We start from the raw sequence: 25,381 nt of genomic DNA, 5'->3' as shown, positions 1-25,381 counted from the left end.
CCCTCTCGCTCCGCCACTTTACCCCAGCATAGCAAGCGATCATTGGGCAAAGCGAATTTTCGTGAACCCAGATGTGAACCTGAATGTGAACCTGATTTCACCACGAAATAGGCTGGGAATGAACAAAATACTGATCGCCGCCGTCGCCACGATTCTTTCCATCGGCACAGCTCAAGCAGACCTTTGGTCTTGGAGCAAAAACAGCAAGCTTGAGGAAAAGGAAGGCGTATCTGCATATCGCGTCCCGACGCTCGGCCTTGATGTTCGCGTCTACGAATGGACGCCCGAAGGAAACCCCGATGTGACTTGCCTCATGGCCTGGGGAACAGAACGCCCTGCCGGCTTGCAGTGCTTTGAAACAAAGCCAAGGGGCGCGGCTGCTTCTGAATAGTCGAATTGGTTTGATCGAGGTTCGGGTTTCAAGGTTGATCCTCGCTCAGAGAGCCACGCCGGGGGATGATCGCCACGACCCGATCCGCCCGGACAATCATCAGCACCGCCCCCACGCCCAGCAGATAGGAGACGATGATGTCATTGATTCAATGCGAGACATGCGCCGGGAATGGCGAAGTGGTCACCGATTGGAATGTCTACCTGCATCCACCAGAGGGTTCCCCGGCTGATGCTGGTGTGAAGGACTGCTCTGAGTGTGATGGCAACGGGTGGTTCGATGATGGCGGCTACGCCCCCACGTCCAGCAGATAGGAGACGCCCATGACCCGCCCCACCGACGCCGAGGTGCGCGACCGCTACGAGCCGCGACACGTTCACGGAGGAATGCCGACTGACTGCTGCGAATTTGGCGTGATTGATCTGGACAGGGGCGGCATTGAACTGTGCCGCTGCTGGACTGCCGACGATGCGAGGCGGATCAGCGCAGCTATGAACGCAGCCGCAGGGCGGAAGAATGCCACGATTGCCAACTGCTTTCGCGCAGCCCTCACAGCACAGGAGACGAAGAATGACACGACCGCTTGAGCCTGCCGACCGCAGCGAAGTTGCCGCATTGAGGGAGCGCGTGGAAAAGTTGGAAGCCGTGAACAAGAACCTTCATCGCATGGTCAAGGATGTGGCGCTTTTAGGGCTGTCCCTGATTGAGCAGGACGAACTTGAGGGGAGTGCAGGATGGGATTCTTTTGCCGCCATACTCCTGTCAATCGTGAAGGGTGAATGACATGCTTGGACGCGCATGGTGGAGATTAAAGCGGTGGTATCTCATGCAATTGGTGAATGAGGCAAAAACGATGTCCCGAGCGCATTACAATATTGCGGCTAGGCATCTCGAAGATCACGATGCAAAAGCCCGCGCCGCCCTCGCCCGTTATCGCGGTGGCATCACTTCGGCCTGATGATCCGCGCCCAATACGGCAACAGACGCCGCGCCCTCACTTCGCACCGGTCCATGCGTCATAGACCGCCAGAACGTCTCGACCGGTTGACCGCATCCGGCCAACGTCATCGCCCACCAAAGCCTCTGCATGGCGGTGCAGGGGCTTTTTCATGGCAACCGCAAGGCCGTCACTGCTGCCCGCCGATCCATTCATGCAGCCACTTTGTATCGTCATCACTATCACCGCGAGACACGTCCGCATCATTCACCCTTTCCCATGCTTCCAAGTCGCGGGACTGTTTATTGGACCTTTCAGCCCCGCGGCCTTGATCGAACACCCACCACCCAACGGCCAGGATCGCCGCCAGCGCACCGGCTGCGAGATAGGCGCGCATCAGAACAGCGCCTTTCCGTCGCGGATCTTCACGAACAGGATTGCGCCCAAGGCCATGACGCCCGCGATCGACGCGCCGGCAGCAACGATGGTCATGGCATTGTCGGGCAGCGCATCACCGATCGTCGCAACTGCACCGGCAAGCGCGGTTGCCGCACCGCTGTATCCCGTGATCTTGGCAAGGCCGTCAGCGCGGGCCGGCTGCGCCGAAGGGGACGCATCGCGCCGGTCGCGCAGCATCGCCCAGGTGCGATCCCCGACCACGCCGTCAACAGTCAGGCCATAGCGTTCCTGAAATGCGCGCACGGCCGCATCGGTGTCGCGCCCGAAAACACCGTCATCCTCGATGCCAAGCGCGCGCTGCAACTCTTTCACCGCCGCCTTGTCCGAGGCGCGGCCAAGCCTCAGAACAACGGGCGATGCCCGGCCGGTAAGGCGGCGATAAGCGGTTTCGATCTTCTCCGCATAGACTGCGGCTTGCCCGCTTCCATTGTAGCGGGATGCGAACCGATGCCAGTCATGCGCCGCCAGGACCGTGATAAGCCCCCATCCATCGACCAGGCGCAGAAACGCGGCAAGGTGTTCATTCTCGTCCGCTGCCATGGCTGTCACCATTTCCATGGCGCTGCGATAGCCTGCGGCCTCGGCATTGAAGCCCATGATCTGCGGGCCCCCGAAACTGGTGGCGTCGAGCGCGGCTTCCGGTTTCCGGTCGTAGGCTTCGCGCAACATCTGGTCGCGCCGCGCCGTCTTGATCTTGAGGCTTTCGCGCCAACTCGTGATCCCGGATCCGGGGAAATGATGCGGCTCATAGCGCCGTTCAAGCGTCCCATCGGATCGGAACCCGCGGCCCGCGCTTTCAACCTGCCAGACCGCCCGGATGATGTCGGGATCAAGGCGATATTTCCGGCCTGCGTCATCAAAGGCGCCTGCACTCATGGGGCGCGCTTGCCCCTCCCAGGGATAGCGTCCCATCACTTGAACCTTTCCAGTCGTTTCATGTTCTTGCGGACCCAGCGCCGCGCCTCGTCGCTTTGCGCAGACATGCCGGATTGAATGTCGGCAATGCTGTATCCCGCAAAGATGCCGTCATATCCGGCCTTCATTGCTGCGGCTTCCCTGTTCCTGTGCCTCACGGCATTGGAGTCGTAGATCAATATTGCTGCCTGCACCTCGACCTCATGACCCATCAATTCCATGCGGCGCTTGGCGCGATCACTCAGAACGGTTTTCAGAAGGGTGAAGGGATTCAGCTTGTGCCGGGATTCCCATACCTCCTGTGCCAGAACTGCGGCAGGCATGGGCGCGTCCGGGTTCAAAACCACGAAACCCGGCCAGTTTCGGCCATTGGCCCCCTTCAACTTGCGGCGAATGATTACCGGCAGCATCACCTTTCGCGCCTCCAAACCTTTTTCAGAGCCTCGACGCCCCGAACAATGCAGACACGCTGGGGATAAAATGGCGCCGTAAAGATCGAATAGGACGCCCGATCTTCCTCGGGGATAAGAAGCCATTGAAGAATGAGAAGATGACGCGCGCCGGCCAGCACCATCAGGCCGATGATGACATTCGGGATCGGGCGCCCGAAGCGATCAACCCACAGCGTCCAAAGGTCTGGGTGTATCAGGGCGAACATGACCGGCAGGCCGTCCCAATAAAGGGCGCGCATTGCGATCGAGAACAGAAGCAATATCACCCCGATAGACAGATGATAGACCGCCGAACCGTCAGGGCGCAGCGCGACCGGCAGCAAGCCCCTGACTACCAGAGCGACAATAAAGGCTGCAACCACAGCCACCAGAAGCGCGATCACCTCAACGATCATTTTGCCCCCGCTTTCTTTCCGTCATTTCCTCAAGGACCGCTTTGAACCGGTCCACCTTTGCGCTCAGTTCACGGTTTGCATTTTCCATTTCGGCAAAATCCATCTGCCGCTGAAACTCGATCTCGGTGCGCTGCTTTCCGAAGGGCCACCAGATTGACATTGCTTCACCTCCGATCATCACGAAGGCTGTTCGTCAGCGCGTCCATCGCCCGAGACATTTCGCGCGATAGCTCCTGGTGGGTCCGGTTGGCTTCTCGAAGATCGGTCAGCCGGTCATTCTGTGATTTCGACCCCCAGCGAAACAGCATCACAACCGCAATGGCCAAGGCGACGATGACAAGTGCGGAAAGCTGCCCGCCCTTGATTGTCTCTATGGCAAATTCAGGATTCATTACTTCGATCCTTACGACGATGAAGGTGGTTCAAGGGGGGTGGTGACAGGCGAATCCACTGAATATGGCGAAACAATCGTCTCACCACCCAGGCCGGACCATTCCATGCCCGTCAGCAACGTCCATGTCGTTGCCTTCAGATGCGAAAGCAGGGCGCTATCCGACCCATTCACGTCCTCGGCCATTTGCAGCCACATCTGGATCATCCACGACAAGGCAATCGTGGTGTCGCCGGTGGACTCCATGTGGAATGCATCGCCGCCATAAGGTGTTGCAGGGTCCAGATAGTCGATTGCTTCACGGACAACCAAATGCGTCGGAACCACCCACACATCTATTGTCAGATGCGATTGCAGCCATTGGCGCAGCGCCTCTGTCTTGGCGCTGGTGTCGGCGTCACCATTGGACCCTTGCGGACCCCAGGGCGTATACAAAACAACGCTGTCCCGGCCCTTATTTTCGGCATCTTTGGCGTAGTAGTAGCAGGCTTGGTATTGCTCTTGTCCCTCGGTGCTATCCGGTTCCCACATACCTGTTGACGGATCGCCATAGAGCGCAATGAACAAAGGCCCGTCATAGGTCGCCGTGACCTCGACCCCTTGATTGTTCCATCTGGCCATTTCAGACGAACCACCGATAAAGGACTGGTTCAGTGTCCCTGTCCGCAATACTCCAAGGTTCCCGCCGTGGGTTCCCTCGACACCGGTTGCCGTGTCCAGGAACGAATGCGCCGAATAACCGGTAGCCGTTGCGTCAGAAATCGCAGCCCGTGCCGCAACGACTTCCGGTTCACCTTCCCATGCAACCCATGCGGGGTTCATTCCATCGATCCACGCATTCAGGTCAACCTGCTCTTGCGATGTCGGGATGTTTTCGCTGGCATATGCCGCCGTGATCGGGATGCGGGACTCGGTTATGTTTGCCGTGAACGATGCGCAGGAAGAAATGTAATCCGGTGCAGACGACACGTATTGAGGTGCGTTCACCTTGCTTGCGTCAGTGCCGGGCAGCGACAGATCGACAACGCGGAAAGTCAGCTGATCGGTGATCCACCATTCAATAAGCTGATCACCTCCGGTCGGCGCGTCGATAAAGGTTCCTTGCTGATAGCTGCCTGCCTCGTTGAACGCCTCAACGCGAATAATCGGGGCTGGTCGCCAATCTGGATTCAGCACCTCAAAGACGATCCGCGATGATCCGGCCCCAGCCACACGCATGATCTCGACCTGCTCGTTTTCAGCAAGATCGCCAATGTCATCCAGATTGATGATGCAGGCACCGAAGTGGACAGGGGATGCGCTGGCGATCGTTGTGACAGACGCATCGCCCGTGACCCATTCGCCTACGCAATTGGCAAGAGCCACAGACGGCCGTGCAGGCGTTGCGGTCAGCAAAGCCGGATCTGCATAGGACGAACCGCCACGGCCGGCCGGTGCATAGTCTGACACGATGTCTGCGGCCATCTGGCGCAGGTATGAAGCAACGGTGCCGGTGATGCCCTCGGCGGCATTGTCAGGCAGCGCCAATGCGTCTTGGCCCTCGACCACATCGAATATCATGGCACGGGCGCAGTAGATCGCCAGCCGCGACGGCATATAGGGATGATGCCCCCTGTTTTCAGCCGAATAGCCATTCTCAAGCGCATGGAAATCCAAGTGCGAGGCGATGCCAGCCGGCAAATTACCTGCCTGATCGTCATCATATGCGCGGGCATAGATCCAGTGCGTCGGAACGATCCAGACATCGGAGGGCAGGCTGTTGGCAGCAAGCTGGGCCGATAGATACTCACGCCGATAGCGCAGCGCTTTATCATACCCATCAAACCGGCCACGCCATTCTGCATCATCGGGCGGGTTGATCACCATCGGGGGCCAGTGACCGCCGATATACGTCTGGACACCATTTTGTGCGGCCAGCTCTACCAGCCGATATTCATAATCCAGATCTCGGGGCAATGTGACCCGGTGACCGTTCGAGCGCCATACATATGGCATAGCCAGCTTGCCGGTGATCTCACGGGCAATCCAATCCTCGCTGTTCATCTGCTCGCCTTCATACAGGATGAAAGCCCCGCCAGAATACAGCGGCAGGTCGTTGCGCGGATCGCAGTATTCTGCCCATTCACCGTGATACCGGTTCCAAAGCCATTGCGATGTATTTTGAGGACCGACTGCACATGCCAATCCCACGCCCGCCAGTGTCTCACCCAAAGCGGCCGAGGTGATCGCCCCGGCGTAATCGCCCCGCGTATCGGCAAGGATTCCGTGGCTCTCGGTGCCGGCTTGCAGACCGTCATCGCCACCCCAGAAATTATATGCCAGACCGACCGGGTATGACCCGCCGGCAATCATCATCGGTGTGTCGGTGCCAACCCCCGAATTGGGAATTGTCACCAATTCTTCCGTGGTCCAGTTCGCCCAACCCGACCAGTCAGAGGTTCCAACCGCGTTGGTCGCACGGATGCGCACCTGGTAGAAGCTATCAGGATCAAGCCCCGATAGGGTTTCCGGCGAAGATGCATCGTTGACGATCTGCGCATTGAACGATGCATCGCGCCATTGCATGTCCACGCGCGTGATGGGCGATCCGCCAGAGGTCAGGTCAGACCATGAGATTTCCGCACTTTCATGCGTGATATTCGAAGCGGTGGGCGCGTCTGGTGCAGGTGGTGCAGTAACGACTGTTTGAATACGGGCGGTTGCGGTTTGCACGACCGGTTGCGCGTTTGCCGAATTGCTGATGCGAACCGTAAGGGTCAAGGTTCCGTCATCGACGCCCGTGCTATCGTATGAAAGCGACGAAACGTCGCCTGTCACGTCTTGCCCATCAAGATCAAGTGACCAATCGACCGTGATAGGGCCGGTGCCGGAATATTGCCCAAGGTCGAGGCTGTAAACCTGCCCAGGGCTTGCCGTTCCAGGGGCGATTGATGGCGCGTCGGTGAAGGCCGCGGGATCAATGATTTCAGAGACAGGACCGACTAGATTGCTGGTGATCCAAGCCGTAGATCCTTCGATATTGCTGGCTTGCTCTTGCAGCCGAATTTCTGCGCCGATCAGGTAAGGGGCCAGATACAGAGACAATTCCTCATGATCTGCAATGCCTGACCATCCGGCGTCATGGCGATATTGCCAGCGGCGGGATATGATTGGAGTCGGGCTTCCCGTGAACACACCTGCCGTCGCGGTGATCGTTTCGCCCTCGGTATAAGATCTCTCGGGGATTTGCGGTGCCTGGACGGCCGCAGGCTCCGAGTAATTCGGCGGCAACACGGCGCTGCCTGCGCCAAGCGTTTCAAGCGCGCGCCCCAGCGTGTTGGAACTATCCCCGAGAAGCCAGCGCATCAGGCTGTGGTCCGAACAAGTTTCACGGACACGCCCGTATCCGACCATGCGGTGATAGCGTTGTCCGCTTTCACCAGATGGGCCTGGCCTTCCTGCAAGGGGATGCCGACCGTGTTTCCGGCCGGTGTCTGATGCGACGTGAACCGCAAAGGCCCACCCGACGCATAGATGATCGTATCTTCCGTAGCTACGGGAACCGAAACCGGCGCCGCGCCAAGCGTAATGTCGTTATAATCTGCCATAGGATGCCGCTTTCCTGCATGTTTGCTGGAAGGCACATCCTATGCCGTCACGGCCAATCTATCAGATCACGCGCCCGTTGCGCTACCCATATATCGCGGGCGGCGTTTCAGACCGGATTCGGTCGTTCAGCTTCGGGTTGAGGCTCACGCCGAACTCGTTTCTTTCCTTCATCCGCGCACGGCTTCGTATCGAGGCGCGCGCCGTTTCCGGTGTGATTGGATATTCGGGATATTCCGAGTTGAACTTTTGCAGATCCTTCATCACCCGATCTGGAATATCCTCGCCGCTCGACATGGCATCGCCAATAGCTTTGTGAATCCGCGCCCGGCGTGACGTGATTTCCTTTTCCTTCGCCTTGAGGCGATTGTTGATGTCATACCGCTCGGCCAGCTTTGCGGGCGTGAACCCGAGTGCAGACCTGAATGCGTCGAGAACCGAGACATTATCAATCAGGGGATCGCCATAATAGGTGTTTGCCCCATGCGTCATCATCCGAACCGGCTTCACAATGTCGCCAATGAATCCCGGTGTCGCGCGCTCAAGACCACGCATCATGTTGTCGCCATTGCCTTCGCCCCAGGCATCGGAAATCATCGACATGCCAGACAGGAACGATCCGGGGATTGCCGCAACCGGACCCGCGATCTGTTCAAGGTAATGGGTCCACACGTCGCGGCCTTCTGTGCCGGCGCGCGGCGGTTGGAACCAAAGGTTCGGCATCCCGATACGGTTGGTCAGGCTGACGCCAAGGACGTTGCCCGGCACCCCGTTCAGCGCCATGCCCATCGTCCAGTTCCAAGCGGCCGTGGCAGGCGTGTCGCCCTCCATCAGCAAAGCATCCTGCAACCATTCTTCCAGGTCGTCACCGTCGCCGCCCGGATAGAACATTCCGAGAAGCCCCATGATCAGGCCATACCCCCAAACGCCCTTGATACCGGCATGTGCCATCATCGACAGGGTGACACCAACAAGCTGGTCGCGCGCCTCTTTTTGCGCGGCCTTGCTTTCGCCGTTGAACGCCTGGTGCGTGTCTCGGAACAGGCGGTAGAGCATGTTCACGGTGAAGTTGCGGAATACCAGCAGCATCTTCGCGGCATCGCCCTGCATCACCCTTGGGCGCGCGGTGTTCTGATAATCGAAGTGGATCTTCTTGACCAAGGAATCCGCTTCCTCGATCGCCTCTTGCTGGTTCTTGCCTTCTGCCTTCAACAGCCTGTAATTCGCAAGGAAAGTGACCTCACGGTTGAACCGCTCCGTGTGGTGGAACAGGTAGCCAATCACCCGCATGGCCTTTTCGCGGGCGGGGTTGTAGGCCACGCCAGACTCCGCGACCGCAGCCAGGTCATGCGCCTGCGTCTTGTCGATCGTGCCGCGGCGATAGGCTTCTGCCATTGCGGCCTTTTCATCCGCCGTCAGACTCGGCGCCTTGTCGATATGCCCCTTTCCCTTGCCGAAGTCCTGCAAGGCTTTCCATAGGGCATCGGCCGATCCGGTCACGCCGGCTTTCTTGAACCGTGCGGCCATCATGGGAACCCCGACAATGGTGGTTTGCGAAAGGTTCACCATTGCCGATGCGGGAGACATGCCGAGATACCAGACAAACGCAAGCGACGTGCCCGCCGTGACAAGCGGGTTGTTGGTCGGCTTCATGGTGAACTCATGACGCTGCCGCATTTCCCTGACCACGAACCCGGCCCGCTCGGGGTTTCGCTGACGCGCGGCCTGTTCCTCGGCATCGTTCAGGTTTTCATCCATTTCGAGGCCATACTTTAGACGCGCCAGCTGGTGCGCGCCATGGAACATGGAGTGTGAGAAAGCCCGGATCGCATCGCGGTTGAAGCCCGCGCGCCCCTTGCGGTGGATCTGGCTCTTGCGGACAGACTGATCGGGCAGGGTTTCAAGCCAATGCTGCCAGATCGTGTCCAGCATTTCATCGGACGCGCCGGCCTCGCCAATAGTTTCGATCACGTCGCTGACGAACTTGGCGTCGACCATGCCGCGCAGATCGGCCCCAGCGCCAAGAACACCATGCTCGACACGTCCTGTGTGGTCGGCCCACTCACGCAAAGCGGCATCCATCTGCGCTTTCTTCTCGAAGCGGCTGAATGAAACCACCTTACCGTCATCATCCCGAACGGTGACAAAGTAGTTTCCGAACCGCGCCAGCGGGAAATACGGACCCTTGAGTCTGTTCTGCTCGAACGCAGCGCGCATCGAGGCCAAACGTGCGGCCTTTCCAGCACCGGCCCTTTTTTGTGCCGCGGCAAGCCGTGCATCGGCCTTTTCAAGTGCCTGATCCCGCGCATCCCCTTCAAGCCCTTCGTCTCGAATACGCTCTATTTCCTGACGGTGGCGCCGTTCCGCACGTTTCAGCGCAATGCGGTTCGCTGTTTCGATGTTGTCGAGAAGCGCCTTGTCGGTTGCATCGGCCAGGGCGCTGTATTCGTCTCGAATGTCCCGATACAGCTTTTGGAAATTGGCCGGCATGGCGTCATATCGCCGTTTCAGCTTTTCATAGGCGTCTTGGCGCGCCTGGATTTCGTCAATCACCTGCTGCGCTTGTGCCTTCGCATCACCGGTTGCGGTTCCGCTTGCCAAAGCCGCCCGCGCACTGGTTTCGTGCGGGTGCTTCCAGTCATCGGGCTTGCTTGGATCAATGCCGGAAAGGGTGGTGCGGTGCATCAGGTCCATCAGCGCATCATTCGATGCCGGATCTTTCCGGCCTGCGCTATGCCACTTGTCGACGGCAGATGACGCCCGCGCCTGCCAATCGTTGCGCATGGCGTCCATTTCCTGCTTGTTGCGCAGATAGGCTTGCGCAGCGGAAATATTCTTGCCCAATTCCGCAAAGAGCGGATGCCCCGGCACCATCCCGAGGATATTGAACCGGCTGTTCGCGCCCATGGCATCGGTCAACCAGTTCGAGAACATTTCGGGCGACTTTTGCCAGAACTCGCGACTGACAAGGCCCGCCGCCTTGGCGCGGCCGGCCTGCATCGCACCGCGCAGGGCAGTCATGTCGCGCTGTTCCTTCACGCCACTGTCTCGACCGCCGCCAGGCCCATCAGGACCGCGCCCGCCGATCTCGCCATTCGCGATACGCTCCATGATCGTTGCCGCATCCTGGAAGCCCTCGCCGCGCAGCGCAGAGGCCACAGCGCGGAAGAAGGACCGAATGCGACCGAGTGCCCGCGTCATGCCCCCTTGTGGTGCCTTTCGCCGGCCTTGTGCCCAATCTGCATAAAACTCGGCCACCATTTCCTCGGCCTGCGCCGCGGCAGACAGGTCGGGATATGCGGCCGTGACACGATCGCGGATTGCCTTGTCTGCCCGTGCCGCCTTCACCAATGACCGCCATTCGTCGGCAGTGAACAAGCCATAGTCCTTGTTCCACATATTGCCGTCGCGAAGCGCGTGGATGATTTCGTGGTCGAGCGTGTGTTTCCAGTCCTTCCCAGCGCGCAGGATGCGGATGACGCCGCGCCGGTAGGTGCCTTGTGAGCGGCCATTGCCGCCCACCTCAACCCGAACGCGCCCGGAAATGCCGACCTTCACCAGTTCGGCCCGAGCGGCCGTGTTGATCGCGCGGGCATTGGCCGGCGTCAGGGTCGGGTCGCCGTTGATTTCGGCTTCGGAGATCTCTATATTGATGTTGGCGGGGCTCGCGGCCCTCGCACCGACTTCGAATATCGGAGAGCTGGGCCGCGATCCCGCCACATTCATTTCAGATTGATCGCCCATTCTTTGGAACAACGCGCCCTCGCTGTTGTCCCGAGACAGGTCATAGTGGAATGTGCCGTTGTTCATTTCTCGAATGGTAACGATCACATCCTTGAGCCTGCCGCCCAATTCAACACGGGCAGCTATCTTGTGATATGCCTTAACCCCGTCATCCTTTCGGTTTTGCTCCGTTCTTACATGCTGGCCGCGCTCGATGATTGCTGGAATTGCAGGGACAAGACGAAGAAGATCTTCACCCTTTCGACCGCTGATCTTACCGGCACCACGGCGGGTGTATCCGACGCTCCATCCAGTGCCGTTCATGATCGTGGTCGTTGCAACCAGGTTCTCCCTATACCAGTTGAACGCTTTCCGGCCGAGGTCGCGAATATCAGCCCACTCGCCCAACTCGTCCCCGGTCAGTGTCGCGACAACAGGACGGTCATTGTCGAAACGCGATTCCTTCGTTTCGGGAAGTTCCTCGCCCGTGATTTCTCGGGCTTCATCCTTGAATGACGTGGTTTCGAGCGTGGCGCCGATCTGGTCTTGCCAGGCCTTCGCGGCAGATGCCGCCTTCTCGGGTGAACTCGTCCTTGCCGTGAACATGCCTTTCCCGGACCTTCCGGCTGTGAATTCTCCAAGAACGTCACGGACCCCCTTGTTCAGATAGTAAGGTTTGCCGCCGATCTTCTTCACATCGAAAACAAAGGCGCCGTGGCTGTCCATCTTGATCGTGGCAACCTTGTCATCCGTGGATACCATGCGTTGACCATCGCCTTCGCGAAGGAACTTGATCGCATCTTGGGCTTTGTCGAATTTCACGGGGATTTCGGCAAGCGCGGTGTCCAGATCGAAATTCTTTGGCATGAGGATGCCGCTTTCAACGCGCCCATCTTCGCGCGTGAACATGACAACCTGGCCTTTCTGGAACTTCGAGAACCCGGAAAGAAGGTTTCCGGTGATGATCGAGCGTTCTTCCCTGCTATCGCTCAATCCGTTCTCGAATGCCGAGTCCACGTAGGCGGCGCTGGCCTGCGTGAAGTCGAACGGGCTTTCAGGGTCGATCAGTTTTGATAGCGGAAGAAGAACCTCCCGAGCGGCATCTGCAACCGCGATCCTGACGCGAATTGCGCTTGCTGCGGTCGGGTTGTCTTTCAGGGATTTCATATCGAACCCGATGCTTCGGGCCGGCAACTGAACTTCCATACCGTTTTCGGACATGCGCAGGATCAACGAGCGATTGATGCCAATTTGACGGATGTTCTCGATAATGGAGTTCAGGCGGGCGCCGGATTGCTCCATGGATTCCCTGCGGCTTTTCAGGATCTTCTCTGCGGCCTTCTTCTTGGCCTCGGTATTGGCAGCTGACAGCGCCGTTTCCGCCTTCCTGATTCCTTCGGACTGCTTTTCTTGCCATGCCGGGATAAGGTCGCGAATGCGACGAACGGCATTCTCGACATATTGCTTTTCGGTGTCCTCACCCATTTCCTTCGCCAACTCGTCCGAAAGCTGCTCCAAGGTGAACGGCTTTCCGAGCCTTTTGGCTGAAACGGTTTCCATTGTGGCGCCGGCCTCGAACGGGCTCGAAGAATTTGGGTCGCCCTCAGACAGTTTCACGGTGGAAATGGTCTGCGCCTCAAGGTCCAGCGTTTTGGCCTCAAGGGTGTTCAACCCCATTCGGTCAAGTGTCTCGATCAACGCTTTGTATTCGCCCTCGATGCGATCATAGATTTCGGACACTTCGTCGGGGTCCAGGACGGCCAGCCGGCCGGTGAACTTGGACGCGATCCCATCGAACGCATTGCCCTTTGCGGGGCCGATTCCCAGCTTAGCGGACAACTCGCTGTCCTCTTTCAAGATGCCGTTCACGACTTCATCGCCATACTTGTTCATGAAGTCGATGACGTTGTTCAGCGAAACTGCCGAGTCCTTGTTTGCGGTCGTGTTGGCATTGAGTGAAGCCATCTTGCGCATGAGATTTGCGGCAACGCGCTTTTCTATGGCCAGATCGGAAATGGCGATCGTGTATTTTGGCAACTTGATCTGGCCGGTTCTGTGGATGCGGCCAAGCATCTGCATGAAAACGTCAATGTTGGGGTCGGGCTGCAACACGATCATGTGTCGCTGCTTCCCGTCATTCCCCTTGTTGGCGGTCGCATGGAGCGAGAACCCCGTTGAACCCGATTGGTTCAGCAAGACTCCATCCATGGCGCCGCTGTTAAAGGCGTTCATGGTCTTTTTCTTCTCGGCATCGCTGGCTTTCCGAGATTTCAGAATGCCGCCTTCGATCACCGTTCCGCGTCCGGTGATTTCGCCAACCTTCATTCCGGCATCGCGCATCCGGTCCATGATGTAATCAAGGGGCGATCCCGGCATCCCGCCGATGGGGGATTTTGCGATCTGTTTTTCCATGTCTTTGACGGCAGAAAGAGCATCAGGACCGGCAATCCGAAGAATGTCATCATCCTTCATGTGGACGTGGTGCGCCTTTCCGTCTGCATCCTTCAGCGTGACGCGGCGAAGCCTGTTCAGGTATCTCAGGAACAACTCCTTGAACGTGAAATCAGCCTTGTCACCATACCCGATTCCCGACCCGTCGATGAAATCCGAAAGGATGGATTCATTCGTGTTCGATACCGCGATCAGGGGCTTCTCGCCATTTTTCCAAAGATCAATGGCGCGCGTTGCAACGGCGTCGGATTTCAGCGCGAAAAGCATCTGCGCAACAAGGTTGTGCATCACCGACGAGAACCCGACGCTGCCCGCGCCGCTGCTGCCCGTGGAATTGTCCTGAGCCCCCTTCATGCCCGAGGATGCCAGTTCATCCTGGAAACGCTCTCGCGCATCCTCCATGTAATCCAGATCAAGACGGAAGATGCCCTGAACAACCTTGGCGCCTGATTTTGCAATCGTCTTGTCGGTTTCCAACTGGTTGATCGACATCTCCACGCCGGCAAATGACCGTTCCCGGCGCATATACTGGCCTGCCTTCACAAGCATGTTCGCGATGACCTGTTGAAGTGGAACGCCACCGGCCTTCACGGCATTGGGAAGTTTGCTCATGTCATCGACCGACAGCCGCATGTCGGTCTTGTTGTAGAGCGACATGACGGTAGGGTTCTTGGCATATGTTGCCGATGAATACATGACGCCATGCGCGTGGCTCAGGACATCGCGGAAGAAGTCGGCCCGTGTCGGAATGATCTCTCCGGTTTCAGGGTCGACCTTTCGCTGTTCTGTCCCGCCCGCTTCGTGGCTTTCGTCCAGGATCATCACAGCATTGCTGGCAAGCGAACGCATGGCGGTTTGACGATAGGTCGCCTGTCCCGCTGATCCGGCCTCCCATTGCATCTGTGAATAGGTGGTGAAGAAGTAATCATACCCATCAGGCAAGCGGCCGGTTTTTGCGATGCCGGTTATAAGCGATTTCAGCTTTGGCGCGGACTCGGTTTCAAGAACGTCGCCCGGTTCGTTCGAAAGCGGAATGACATTCGCGCCGCGCAGATCCTTCGTGGACAGGATGCGCTTTTCTGATCCCGCCTCGCCAATATCGCGCAGATCGCGAACCATATCCGCGAAAAGACCTGGCTGCTTGGTTACAAAGACGGGGAACCTGCCGTTTTTCTTGGCATAGAGAAGCACGCCCGCGACAACGCGGCCTTTGCCCACTCCCGTCTGGTCGCCAATGATAAAGGCGGCACCATCTTCAATATTCTTGATTGCCAGCGCCAGCGCATCAACCTGCTCGGCGGAAAAGTAGCCGGGCTTGCCGTCGCTTCCGGTGATCCTGGACACGGGATAGCCCAGCTTGTCGGCAACAAACTGGTCAATGTCACCGACTTCATCGCGCAAGGATGAAAGGGCATCGTCAGCTGCGGATTGCATCGCGCGCGGAACCAGCGTGCCGACCGCGAAGCCTGCATTGGAATGCGGCGAATACTGGACCTGAAAACCGGTTTCTTCTTCGGTGTTCTCGCGCTTGACCTTCTTTACAGGCTGTAAAGTTCGTCCACCATTTCCGGCAGCGTCAGGCTTTCTGTTTCCTGAACGTCCATTTGATCCGGTCGCATCTTGGCCGGATTGATCGGGAACGTCACCCCGTCCAGATTCATCAGATTGACCAGTGCCATCGAGTTCTCCACGAGAACCGTTCCCGGCATTCGATCCAGAACCAGACGATCCACCGCGAACGCTGCCGACTCCGCTGCTGTTCGATCCTCCTGGCTTGCCGCCTCGAACATCTGATCCAGACGGCTTTCCAGAAGGTTGAGATACTGGCCCTTGGTCAGCGGTTGTTCCGGCCGATCCGGCAGAACCACCGTCACCGTTCGGCAATGCGGGCGCGGCGTCCATGTCACCTTTGGCATTCTCGACAACCTTTCTAACCTCACCCCAAGTCACCATCATGCGGGGCGCTTTTACATAGGGATATGATAGCGCAGACTTGCCCTTGCCCTCAATAACGATCACGTCAACCGGCCAGCCAGCACCCTGACGCTGATACATTTTCCCGTCGACCGTGAAATGATCCGTCACATTGAATTGGTCATAGAGTTTCGTCATGAACGGGTGATGGTTTCGGCCCATATAGGCCTTTGCCCGATCGGCCGCGCTACCCTGATGACCGCCTATGATAAGCACCGCTCGACCGGTCGGCTTCATGGATTGCAGGGCCTTCCACGAAATGGCGTGGTCAATCTCGGTTGTGAAAACGCCGTCCATCGGGAACCGAATTGATTTTCGCCCGTCCTTCACCTTGCCGAATGGCGGGTTGGCGATAACCCGGTCCACCAATGTTTCAGGATCGTATTGCGTCCCGTCGCCATGGTTCAGAACCGCACCCGGAAGCGCCTCCTGAAGCATTCCGAAACGATCATCATTGAGTTCGTTTGCCGTGACGTTTGCCGGATCTGCACCGATCAGCAACATACCATTGCCAGCCGAAGGCTCATACACGGTTGTCGTGCCGCTGATGCCTGATAGAACGCTGCCGGCATATGCCAGTGGCGCGGGCGTGCTGTATGCCTGTTGCTCGACGCTGGTGCTTGTCCTCGTCGTCAGCAAAGGTTGGGCTTGGTAAAGCGAAACGAGGGCATCGAATATCTTCTCATTCGCCAAGCCGGCCAAGCGACCGTCATCGACAATCTGTCTCGCCGCCCTGACGATTCCGGCTTCAATGCCTTCTTCGATTTCCTTGTCGCTGGGGGTTCTTCCAAGAACCTCCTGCGCCATTGCCCGCGCCGCCCTGATATTGGAAGGCTGATTTCCAAGGCCCCACCGCTCGTAGAAGGCGGATGCGATGCGGCTTCTGTCGGAACCGTCGCCGTCTGGCGTCAGGCCGTCTTGCGCTGCATCGCTGCTTCCGCCTTGTCCGCGAACTCCTGTTTCGCCTTGCTGGTTTTCGGGCCCGGCTCCTGGTTCGCCTGATTGCGCAGCGCCTTGACCAGAATTTCCTGTCCCGCCGTCAAGGTCGAGTTGTTGTCCTTCGCCTTCGCCATTGATGCGGCCCCCTGCGGATTGGATGATTGCCCCAATATCCGCGCTTTCCCCGATCAGATCAACACCGGGGCTGGTTTTCATAGCCTCGGTCACAAAGAAGTTGAGCGCATCCGCAACCTTGTCGCGGCCATAGGGTCGGCTGAACGGCTTTGATTCCGATCCGCGATACATGAGCCCGAGAATTGCGACGGCATCGGGGCTGACGCTATCGCCGCTGAACATATCTGTCTGGTTCAGGAACTCTGTCAGGTGGCGATTTTCACGCCGTGCGCGATCAACCAGCTTCACGGCTTCCATGAGGGCGGGCGTCATGTCCGCATCGGCGGCAATGGTGCCTTTCTTTGCCTCCGCGCGCATCTGTGCCCAACGGGGGGCAACGTCCATCAGTGCGCCGCCAATGGCCTTGATATTGGTGTCCGTGCTTTCCAGAACGGATGCAACGATACCGGCATCACCATAAGCGGAAGCCAGAAGCGCGGCATTGATGCGGCGCACCGCGTCTTGCGTCATGCGCCCGTCCTTGTCGCGCATTTTCCCCGCGTCATTTGGCGACAGGACGCCTTGAGCGAATGCCCGGACAAAGGAGGCATTTCGGGTGCCGTCCACATCTCCGCCTTGATACAGGTCGAGAATTGCGGGCGTCAGGTTTTGAGCATCCGCCATGGCCTGCTCGGAAATGCTCATTTCTGCCTGGTCGCGCTCGTTTGCCTCGCGCGCGATCGCCGCGGCTTCCTGCATTGAGGGTGATCCGGTGACGATGCGGACCAGAACAGGACTCGACATGCCCTTGACCGGATAACCCTTGTCGCGAATGAAATCGGAATATCTGCCGCTTGAAACAGGCCAATCCATTGAGGCGGATTGAAGGGCCAGCGTCCTTCCGTTGCCGCTCAAGACCTCGCCGGTTGGAAGTATGATCGGGGCGCCATTGCTTGCTTGCGGACTTTCACCCAACAGTTCCGGGTTCAGGTCGCGCGCGATCCGGTGAATTTGATCCTGCGATGCCTCTCTTGACCGGTCGCGCGGCTGCAAACGCTGATCGTATTCTGGATTGGAACGACCATCCATGAGTTGCGACGGGATCAGGTCGCCCAATTCGACAATGGCGTATTGAACTGGAATCTCTCGCCCGCGCGCCGTCACGGCAATGGCGGATTTAAGGGCGTTTTTCTTGATGGAACCCTCTTTGGTGTCCATAGCTGGGGGAGGGGATTTTTTTCCCCCGCTATCTTTCACCGCATCGGTGGTTGCCGGTTTCGTCGTCGTGCGACCATCTTCCTCGGCCAGCGCGGCGCGCACCTCGACCATCACGGCAGCGCCGTCATCCATGTCGGACACGTCCTCGCCGTTCAGGTCCATATCGTCGCGGACATGGTTATAGGCCGCGCGCATGGGTGCCTGCGCCTCGCGCAGCGTCAGGCCGGTGGTTTCCGCGAAGTCGCGAAGCATCTGGCCGAACCGCTTGGTGCCGGCCTCGATGTAGAGGGACACCAGTTCGCCGCCCAGGGTGATGTATTCGGGATCAAGGCCACTCGATGCCTGGCCGCGCGCCTTGGCTGCGAGGCGGGCTTTCAATTCGGCAGCGCGGTCCTGCTTCTCCTGCGACAGCGATCCCAGAAGGCCAGGGGCAGAGGCTTTCGGCGGCTCGGCCTGCTGTTGCGATTCCTCTCTCAGCTTGTCGGCATCGGCCTGCATCTTCTTGACCAGATCGCGCAGTTGGCGCATCCGCTCACCTGTCCGCGCATTCTTGACCATACCCTGCGCGGAGTATTCGGCTTCGGCGTCTTGCAGATCGTTCATGGCGTCAATGAGCGTGTAATTGGGATCGCCAATGTTCGGGCGAGTCCTGACGGGCTTGCCGTCTGCCTTCGGTGCCGCCTGTTCGCTTTTCTTTTTGATATTGGCACGGCGCTTGAACGGATAATCCAGCTTGCCAGCAGCGGGGCGGCGCATCTGCCCGCCACCAAGCCATGCTTTCAGACCGTCGACCGTGGTTTCCGTGATCGCTCCGATACGGGCGTCACCTTTCCCATCGGAGAAACCATCACGGTAAATCTTCAATGCTGCGCCGCGCGCGGTGGTCCCGATGATGACCTTGTGTTCATCGAACTTGCCGGTTTCCGCGTCCACCTGGTCAACGATCAGCACATAGTCGGAATCTTCCACACCGCCGTTGTAGAAATCGACCGGATCGCCGTCTGCGCCTTTGGTGCCTTTGAAGTCGCCATAGTCTGCCGGCATGGTGACAGACCATGCTTCGCCGCTCGGGTCCGTGCCGCTGCGAGTGCTGCCCTTGGCGTTCTCGATCGACACTTCAAGCCCGTTCCAGCGGGCGTGTCCCTTGCGATAGTTTCCCGCCTCCTTCTGCCCATCGGTCGGGTCCGTGGCTGCGTCCTGCGCGGCTTGGGAAATGGACGCCGGCTTTTGCGGTTGTGACAGCGTATAGTTCGGTTGCTCTATCGTGCCGGTATTGTTGATCGCACCTGCGCGATAAAGGCGCGAATTTGCCTCGATGACAGCGCGCTTTGCGGCATCAGACATGCCAGACCAGGAACCGGCGCGGCGATACTCGCTGACAGCTTGCGGGCCGGCTTCGTCAAGAATGGCCTGACGCACATCGGCGCTGGCATTGTGCCACGGGGCCCGTGATGGAATTGGCGCCTGTGAAACCTTGATGCCTGACGCCTGCTCGATTTCAGCCTGCACCTGATCGGGCGTGGAAATCTCGCCATTCAGCGCGCCAGCGTCGTCAAAGGCATCGGCGCGCGCCTGGTTGACGAAATATCCCCCGTCCTTCTTGAAGCTGTAGGGGTCGATCTGGTCGGCTTGTTCTTTGGTCACGCCTTTCAGGACATAGCCGGTCTTGGTCTTACCCTTCTTGGTGACGTGCTGGACCGTGCCGGATGCTTTGGCCGAGGCTAATGTATTTCCCAATTTGCCGGGTTGGACGCCCAAAGCCACACTGCCCAGGTCATCAGGTTCACCCGATCCGTTTTCAGTTCGTCCGGGCATCCCGCCTTGATGAACTTCTTGACCTCGTTCGCTTCCTTCCCCGATAGAATCCCCATCAGTCGAAGCTGGTTCGCGGATTCCTTGGACGGCATCCCCCGTTGGACGCAGCGAAGATCCCCCTTCGGGGCTCCCAATATCTTCAGGTGTTGATCCAGTTGGAACATCTGCCTTACCCCCTGTATTTCCTGCTTTCTGCGCGGCCTCGATTTCAGTCACCGCGTTGCGCGCGCCGTCAAATTCTTCAGGGGTCAGTTCGACCACGGCACCGTTGATGCGCACCTGCGCCATGCCCTCGGGCGTTTCGCCCATGAAAACAGCGTCAGTGATATTTCCGCTTGCCGGGTTTCCAAGGCGCACCGCACCGCCAGGCTTCTGGTCAGGGAACAGGGGCGGAAATTCCGGCTCTGGTTGCGGCATGTTCTGGGCCAGACCTTGCGCAATCGCCTCGATAGGGCCAGCCGGGGGCGGCAGCAGTCCTGCGGGCGCGGCAGGGGGCGGCAATGCCCCCATAGCGTCACCAGTTGCCGCCGCGCCTTGATCGGGCGGAAAGGGAACCCCATCGGGCGCGGCGGCTTGCCCATCACCGCTGCCGTCAGCAATGGGCGTTCCAATGTCATCGACCATTTCTGGCCGGTTCAGATTCGAGAAATTCGGATCTTGCTCGATCAAACGCGGTGCCGAAACGAGCGGGCCACCCTGCGGCGCGTCGGGGGCGGGAAGGGCAAGCACTTCACCGGTTTCAGGATCTATCGGCCCATCCTGCTGCGCGTCCGATCCGCCGCCAAGCGCGCCGGAAACGGCACCCATGCCGCCGCCTGCAAGGCCACCTGCGACGAAATTTCCGAAACTGTCTTGAAGAATATCGGTTTCTGCGCCGGTCGCGGCGTTGATGCCGGATTGTGACGCGGCCCCCTCGAAAGCCTCTTGTGTGCCTTCTTCTGCCGCGCCTGCCGCCGATTTCTTCACCGCCTTGGTCAGACGGCCACCTTTGCCAAGCCAACCATCCGCGCCGCGCATGATCCGGTTTGTTGCAGCACCACCAAGGGAACCGAACAGGCCTTGACGGAATCCGGCGTTGTTCTCGGCCCTGCGCGCCACTTCCTCGACGGCATCCTCGGGGCTCATGCCGCCCGCGCCGGTCAATTCCTGATAGGTTGGTAGCTTCTCGATTTCCGGCCGGCCGTTTTCGTCCAGAGTCTTGGCCGCGTCCTCGACAAACTTTCGTCCGTTGTCGACGCCTTCACCGCCTGCCATGAGGCCACCAAACACGGCAGCAACGCGCGGGCCAGGTGCCGCCACCATGGGCAACATCGAGCCTGCGCCCTCGGCGGCAACACCCAAGAGGCCGATCAGTGAAGGATCTTCGCCAAGCGTCCAGCTTGACGGGTCGGCCAGACTGCCGCCAATCTGCGTTCCGTCGCGCTTGTCCTTGTAATCCTGCGTTCGTCCCTCTGCGATGCCTTCACCGAAGCGAGAAACTGCATCGCCAAGGTAGGCGCCGGCTTTGCGCAGCAAAGTGGGGTCGCTTTTCCCAGACTCATCCCCGAACCGTGCCATTTCATCAGCCGCAACGCCTGCCGCACGGATGCCCGATCCGACGCCCCGAACGGCACCCGTCGCCACGTCCCGGCCAAGCCCGCCCGCAACCTCGCCTGCGCTCAGGCGCCCGTCAGACGCGCTGTCAGGCTGGGCGGGCGCGGTATCCTGCGGATACATCTGGTCAGCGATTTCATAGGACCGGTCGAGGATTGCGCTTGCCCGCGCACCGTCACCCGAAAATTGCGTGATCGCGTCCTGGATGGACATGCCCGATTGGACGGCCTTGGACAGAGCGGCCGCATTGCGCTGCGCACCTTCCACGGAACCCTTGCCGCCCGCGACTTCATCCAGCGCAATCAGGACGTTCGCGGGAATCTTGCTGTTGCGCGCGATACCGTCGAATGCGTCTTTGACGTTTTCGGGTTTGGCTGGTTCTGGCGTGGCGCCAAGTTGGGAAAGTGCAGATTGCAGCGGCGACGTGCCAGGAACGCGATTGTCCATGTAGGAACCCCGAAGGTTGAGAATGTCCTACGGGGTCACGTCCTATGCCGCCCGTTCCCGTCTTTATGCCACAACAGGAACCCGCGCCTCAAGCCTCACCCCCCTCTACGGAGAACCGGGGTTTCGCCACCCGCCTGCGGCTGTGCCGCGCCGCCTCCTGCGATAAGAGCCTGCGCCTGCGCCATGGCTTCCTCGGGCGTGAGCGGGGGTGTTTCATCCCGTCCAAAGGAGTTCTTCCGGCGTTCCACGTCCTGTTCCATCAGGAATTGGGCCATTTCCCTGATTTCCTTCGGGGCATTCTTGATAAGTTCGATCGCGGCTTCCTGACGCTTCTGATCGGCTTCAAGAAGCCTGTCCTGAACCGCTTGTTGCCGGGCGATATAGCTTTGCATCGCCTGCTCGGGCGACGTGAGCCAAAGCCCCTTGTTGATTACGTCAGAAATGCTTTCTTCCTGAATCGAAACCTGTCCGGTCTGCTGGTTCTTCATCGCCAGTCTAACGCCGGTCACTTCACCGCTGTCATCGCGGATCAAAGAAGTCTCGTCCTTGAGGATTTCAAACCCGTCATCGTAATAGCCCGCGCTGTTATAGGCATCCATCATCGCCTCGGCGGCTGTCTCGACATCGCCATTCAGCGCCGCGAACACCGCGCCCGACCATTGGCGCAAGCCTTCCTGTGCGGACTCATCCTTGATGAATGCTTGAAGCGATTCCGCTTCGCTGAACTTGCCTTGGCGCATCATTTCCTTGATGACCACGGGCGCACCGTTCTTGATGTAGCTTTGCATGAACGAATCCGCTGCGTCCTTGCGCTGCCTGACCGTCATTGGCTGACCGGGCTTCACGCCAAGCGGTGTTGCCTCTGCCGCCGCCTGCATAGCGGGGCTGTCGCCCACCTGGTCGATCACCTGCGCAGCGCCGGCTGCGGTGTCGGCCTCGACCTTCGTGGCGCCTTTGGGTCGTGCGGGTGCCGGCATCTGATCCCGCGCGCCGCCGCTCCAATCCGCGTTTGCAGGCTCCCCGAAGTTTTTGCCGGTGATCCACTCGCTGATAGGATTGACCACCTTGTTGACCTGACGAACCCCGCGCAGGCCGATATTCGCCGCCGCGTCGACGGTATTGGCCGCGCCTCGGGCAACAGCCTTTCCGGCCTCGACCACATCGGCACCCGCGCCGCCCGATTGTCCATATCGGTGATCGGGGTCGGCCATGATAGCCTGCTGCACCGGTCCTGCTGTCGCCCGCGCGTTCCCGATGCGGTCAATCTCGCCTTGGCGTTGGGCGGTCGCGTCATCAACGATCAGCCGCCCCTCTTTCGCCGCAAGCGCGATCTGCGCCTTTTCCTCGGCATTGCGTGGCGGGCGCATGGAATAGACCCTGCCGTCACCGGCATCCGAGAAAAGAGGATCGACCTGCGGAGGCTGGGCGCCAAGTTGGGGCGATTGGTCGCTAACCTGTGGGGATTGGGCGCTAACCTGGGGGGCATCGGGCGAAACCCCCATAGGAACCGCTTGAACCGGTCCCTTGGTTGAGGCTGACGTGACCTGTTCGGGCTCTGTCGGAGTTACCAGGCCGGATTCAGCCGCGGAAACTGCGCCGTCGAACGCGCCACGCATCGACTGGTCATCATTCCATGCCTGTTCAAAGGCTCGGCTCCGCTGCTCGGACTGGTCCATGAACGCGCCATGCCGATCGCGCGCCCAGCCTTGCTGTTCACCCGCCCATCCATGCCGATCTGCAAGACGGCCCTCGGCTTTTCGCCGGAAGTCTCGCAGTTCCTTGTTCCATTCCTTTTGGTCGGCTCGATCTTCCCAGCGTTGCTTTATGTCCTTGCCGCCGACATACCCGTTGACCAGAGCCGCAATGCCTGCTCCCAATCCGCTCATTTCATCACCCTTTCACTGGCGGTCGTGCGCCCATAGACCGGCCCATATGCGTGTTTTCAAAATTCGTGATGGCTGATGCAAGCTGCGCGTCAGGAACATGCTTGAAACCTTCCCATTCAGCCCGAAGCCCTCTGATCTTTCCGTCCATAGTTCTGGCTGATCTGAGGCGGTTTGCGGCAAGGTGGTTGATCATGGCATCCTGCGTTGCCGCATTAAACGGTGTGGATGGGTCGATCCCCATCTGTTCGGCCGTGCGTCGTAGAGTTGTCCCGACGATCTGTCCGCGGCCCATAGGCGTGGCGATGCGTCCGACCTGTCCTTTGACGTGCTGGGCATAGGCTCCATCAGGTCTTGAGAAGTCGATAGCCTCCCCAACTGTCATGTTGCTGACTTTTGTTCCCGAGAACGGTCCATTCTTTTGCGCATGTCCATAAAGGGTATCATACCCACCTGCGCCTTCATGTTGGTCGAGAAGGTCAAAAAGACCGCCATTGGATGCGCGGAAACTCCCCGGATCTGCGCCGATCGAAGATGCCGGATCAGGAACCGCGCCCATGCCGCCATATTGATGCTGTGGACCGGCGAAGGCTTGCCCGTTCTGGGCCTGCATTTCCATTATGTCCATCATCCGGCCACGGTCGGCGCGGTCGAGTTCCCGTTCCTTGCGCTCCTTGATGCGTTCGCGCGATCCGGCAAAGCCTTCGGCAAATGCCGCGAGTGAATTACCTACCGCCATTACGATGCCCTCTTTTCAAGACGATCGACCTTGTTTGCCACGTCGCGGACTGCGCCAAGGGTCAGGCCGACGAGATCCTGAACAGGGATAGACTTGCCGTCGCCTTTTCCCGTCGCCTGGAGGAAATCCTCGGCATAGGGCCCGACATGCGCGCCACCATCGCCCATGCCTGGCTTGTAGGACCATGTTTCGACCGGCATCTTGCGAACCGCGCCAAGGGCTTCACCGTCTTTCATCGCCTTCTTGTCGGTCTTTGCGTCCTTGGATGACAGCATGGCAAGCGGGTTTCCTGACATCATGCCTGCAACCGTGCCGACTGCGCCCATGATGCCGGATGCATTGCTTTGATCGGCCTGATATGCCTGCATTTCCTGCTGATACTGCGTGTTGAGCAGACTTCCCTGCGTATTGTATCCCGACATGGCACCGCCCGCGCCGGCCTGCATCGCGCCGTTGGATAGGCCGATCGAGGTTGCGGGGTTTACCGCCATGCCGGAGCCAAGGTTGATCGCGTTGGCAACCTTCTGTTCGCCCTGCGCCTGAACGCGATCGCGCGCAAGGTTTCCGGCACCGATCGCGGCAAGGGACTGGTCCATGCCCTGTTTCTGGCTTGCGGACTGGAACCGGCCAGACGCCGGATTGACGCCCATAGCCATGGCCTGTCGAACCCGCGTTCCGTTGGCCGTTCTGCTTTGCAGGCGAACATCGGCAATCGCATCGCGCGCTTCGCTCCTGCGCCTGCGCTCGGTATCCCAAGATTTCGCATCCGCGATATATTGGTCCTGCAATGGCTCGAACACGTTTTTGAAACGTGACCGATCTTCTTCGGCCCATTCATTCGTGACCTCAGACTGATCTTTCATGAACGAAAGAAGCTGCTCACCGACATCTGCCGATTTCAGTGCGGCGATGCCAATATTCTTGTCTGGACTAGGTGCGCTGCCTCCGCCGCCCATATGC

Annotated in this window: 15 protein-coding genes; 3 read left to right on the top strand and 12 right to left on the bottom strand. The window is 59.1% G+C overall.

Annotated elements, in window-relative coordinates; translation table 11 throughout:
• The 3 genes from PAF17_RS16135 to PAF17_RS16125 form a co-directional block, all read left to right on the top strand.
• The coding region (locus PAF17_RS16135) for a hypothetical protein (protein WP_271890138.1) at positions 1–391 on the top strand (391 nt) is incomplete at its 5' end.
• 323 nt (positions 392–714) lie between these two features.
• Positions 715–978, top strand: a complete 264-nt coding sequence (locus tag PAF17_RS16130) for a hypothetical protein (RefSeq protein ID WP_271890137.1) — start codon at positions 715–717, stop codon at positions 976–978.
• A complete protein-coding gene (locus tag PAF17_RS16125) occupies positions 962–1,174 on the top strand; it encodes a hypothetical protein (RefSeq protein ID WP_271890136.1) in 213 nt (70 codons plus the stop codon). The genes PAF17_RS16130 and PAF17_RS16125 overlap by 17 nt, the downstream gene beginning before the upstream one ends.
• A 344-nt stretch (positions 1,175–1,518) precedes the next feature.
• On the opposite strand, the gene PAF17_RS16120 is transcribed toward PAF17_RS16125, so the two are convergent.
• The 12 genes from PAF17_RS16120 to PAF17_RS16065 form a co-directional block, all read right to left on the bottom strand.
• On the bottom strand, positions 1,519–1,725 hold the full coding sequence (locus PAF17_RS16120) for a hypothetical protein (RefSeq protein WP_271890135.1): 207 nt from the start codon (positions 1,723–1,725) through the stop codon (positions 1,519–1,521).
• Positions 1,725–2,699, bottom strand: coding sequence for an N-acetylmuramidase domain-containing protein (locus PAF17_RS16115; RefSeq protein WP_271890134.1), 975 nt, complete (start codon positions 2,697–2,699; stop codon positions 1,725–1,727). The genes PAF17_RS16120 and PAF17_RS16115 overlap by 1 nt, the downstream gene beginning before the upstream one ends.
• A complete protein-coding gene (locus PAF17_RS16110) occupies positions 2,699–3,115 on the bottom strand; it encodes a hypothetical protein (protein WP_271890133.1) in 417 nt (138 codons plus the stop codon). The genes PAF17_RS16115 and PAF17_RS16110 overlap by 1 nt, the downstream gene beginning before the upstream one ends.
• Positions 3,112–3,549 (bottom strand): hypothetical protein, encoded by a 438-nt coding sequence (locus PAF17_RS16105; RefSeq protein WP_271890132.1) that lies wholly within the window; start codon positions 3,547–3,549, stop codon positions 3,112–3,114. Before PAF17_RS16105 ends, PAF17_RS16110 begins: the two co-directional genes overlap by 4 nt.
• The gene (locus PAF17_RS16100) at positions 3,539–3,709 is read right to left on the bottom strand and encodes a hypothetical protein (protein ID WP_271890131.1); all 171 of its coding nucleotides are present in this window, start codon (positions 3,707–3,709) and stop codon (positions 3,539–3,541) included. The genes PAF17_RS16105 and PAF17_RS16100 overlap by 11 nt, the downstream gene beginning before the upstream one ends.
• A gap of 4 nt (positions 3,710–3,713) precedes the next feature.
• Complete coding sequence (locus PAF17_RS16095) at positions 3,714–3,941, bottom strand: hypothetical protein (RefSeq protein WP_271890130.1); 228 nt, start codon at positions 3,939–3,941, stop codon at positions 3,714–3,716.
• 11 nt (positions 3,942–3,952) lie between these two features.
• The gene (locus PAF17_RS16090) at positions 3,953–7,285 is read right to left on the bottom strand and encodes a fibronectin type III domain-containing protein (protein WP_271890129.1); all 3,333 of its coding nucleotides are present in this window, start codon (positions 7,283–7,285) and stop codon (positions 3,953–3,955) included.
• Positions 7,285–7,527, bottom strand: coding sequence for a hypothetical protein (locus tag PAF17_RS16085; protein ID WP_271890128.1), 243 nt, complete (start codon positions 7,525–7,527; stop codon positions 7,285–7,287). The genes PAF17_RS16090 and PAF17_RS16085 overlap by 1 nt, the downstream gene beginning before the upstream one ends.
• Before the next feature lie 82 nt (positions 7,528–7,609).
• Positions 7,610–21,799 (bottom strand): PLxRFG domain-containing protein, encoded by a 14,190-nt coding sequence (locus tag PAF17_RS16080; protein WP_271890127.1) that lies wholly within the window; start codon positions 21,797–21,799, stop codon positions 7,610–7,612.
• A 95-nt stretch (positions 21,800–21,894) separates the two neighbouring features.
• Positions 21,895–23,685 carry a hypothetical protein gene (locus tag PAF17_RS16075; RefSeq protein WP_271890126.1) on the bottom strand — a complete coding sequence of 597 codons (1,791 nt, stop codon included), beginning with the start codon at positions 23,683–23,685 and terminating at the stop codon, positions 21,895–21,897.
• A gap of 4 nt (positions 23,686–23,689) precedes the next feature.
• Complete coding sequence (locus PAF17_RS16070) at positions 23,690–24,310, bottom strand: hypothetical protein (protein WP_271890125.1); 621 nt, start codon at positions 24,308–24,310, stop codon at positions 23,690–23,692.
• 110 nt (positions 24,311–24,420) lie between these two features.
• Entirely contained in the window at positions 24,421–25,377 is a 957-nt protein-coding gene (locus PAF17_RS16065) for a tail fiber domain-containing protein (protein WP_271890124.1), read from the bottom strand.
• Positions 25,378–25,381: the final 4 nt, after the last annotated feature.

Origin of the sequence: Paracoccus onchidii, assembly GCF_028294535.1 — a bacterium.
GTDB lineage: Bacteria > Pseudomonadota > Alphaproteobacteria > Rhodobacterales > Rhodobacteraceae > Paracoccus > Paracoccus onchidii.
The sequence above is the reverse complement of the archived record's forward strand: the minus strand, read 5'-3'. Positions and strand labels throughout refer to the sequence as shown.